Consider the following 1,538-nt stretch of genomic DNA (forward strand, 5'->3'; position numbering starts at 1 on the left):
ATGACACCCGCGCCGCCGGCAGTTCGCTGGCCGACGCTGCGGCCAAGCTGAAGCTGAAGGTCGTCACCATCGACGCCATCGATCGCAGTGGACTGCGGCCAGATGCAAGCATCGTCAAGGACCTGCCGCAATCGCCGGAGCTGATCAAAGCGGTCTTCGACGCCGAACCCAACACGGAAAACGATGCCTTGACCACAGCCGACAACGGCTTCGTCTTCTATGAGGTGGCGTCCATCACGCCGGCTCGCGACCGCACGCTGGATGAGGTTCGTCAGAAAGTCGTGGCCGACTGGACGGCGGCGGAAACAAGCAAGCGGCTCGCCGCCAAGGCTGACGAGCTGGAAAAGCGGCTCAAGGCCGGCGCAACGCTCGATGTCATTGCCAGCGAACTGAAGCTGGAAAAGCAGACCAAGCGCGGTGTGAAGCGCGAGGCTGACGACGTCGATTTCGGCAAGGAAGGTGCCGCAGCGATGTTCGGAGTCGGCGAAGGCGGTACCGGCCTGATCCCCTCGCCTACCGGCGACGGAGAGATCCTGTACAAGGTCGCCGAAGTGTTCGAGCCCGCCGGGGCCGATGCCAGCTCGGTGCCGGATGACGCACAGAAATCCTTCACCTCCGGCATGTCGGACGACCTGCTCGACCAATTGGTGGCGCAGTTGCAGACGCAGTACGACGTTCGCGTCGACCAGGCCGCCGTCGCCCAAGCCTCGACAAGATGAGCGCGCTGAAAACCCATATCGCCAAGATCGCGACCGGTAGCGCGCTTTCCTTCGAGGAAGCGCGCGAGGCCTTCGACATCATCATGTCGGGTGATGCGACCCCCGGCCAGATCGGCGGTTTCCTGATGGCGCTGCGCGTGCGAGGCGAGACGGTGAGTGAGATTTCCGGCGCCGTCGCCACCATGCGGGCCAAGATGCTGCAAGTCGACGCGCCGGACGGCGCCATCGATATCGTCGGCACCGGCGGGGACAATTCCCACAGCGTCAATATTTCCACGGGATCGGCCTTTGTCATCGCCGGCAGTGGTGTGCCGGTTGCCAAGCACGGCAATCGTGGCCTGTCCTCGCTGACAGGAGCCGCCGACGTGCTGGTTGCGCTCGGCGTCAAGATCGACATCTCGCCCGAATTCATCGGCCGCTGCATCCACGAGGCTGGCATTGGTTTCATGTTCGCGCCCGCGCACCATCCAGCGATGAAACATGTCGGTCCGACCCGCGTCGAACTCGGCACCCGCACCATCTTCAACCTGCTCGGGCCGCTCTCCAATCCAGCTGGCGTCAAGCGGCAGCTGGTCGGTGTGTTCCTGCCGGAATGGATCCTGCCGGTTGCCGAGACGCTGAAGGCACTGGGTGCGGAGCATGCCTGGGTTGCTCATGGCGACGGCTATGACGAGATCACCACCACCGGCGAGACGCAGGTCGCCGAACTGATCGGCGGCGAGATCCGCAGCTTCACCCTGACGCCTGAAGCGGTCGGGTTGCCGCGCCACAGCAGGGACGAACTGCGTGGCGCGGCAACCCGACCGCTTCAGGCGTCAG

General features: G+C 64.4%; 2 protein-coding genes. Both read left to right on the forward strand.

Features of this window, described 5'->3' with window-relative positions; translation table 11 throughout:
• The coding region (locus EN994_RS30785; protein WP_206530539.1) for a peptidyl-prolyl cis-trans isomerase at nt 1–719 on the forward strand (719 nt) is incomplete at its 5' end.
• The coding region (gene trpD / locus EN994_RS30790; protein ID WP_127308115.1) for an anthranilate phosphoribosyltransferase at nt 716–1,538 on the forward strand (823 nt) is incomplete at its 3' end. The genes EN994_RS30785 and trpD, both read left to right, overlap by 4 nt.

Origin of the sequence: Mesorhizobium sp. M7A.F.Ca.CA.002.09.1.1, from assembly GCF_003998555.1 — a bacterium.
GTDB lineage: Bacteria > Pseudomonadota > Alphaproteobacteria > Rhizobiales > Rhizobiaceae > Mesorhizobium > Mesorhizobium ciceri.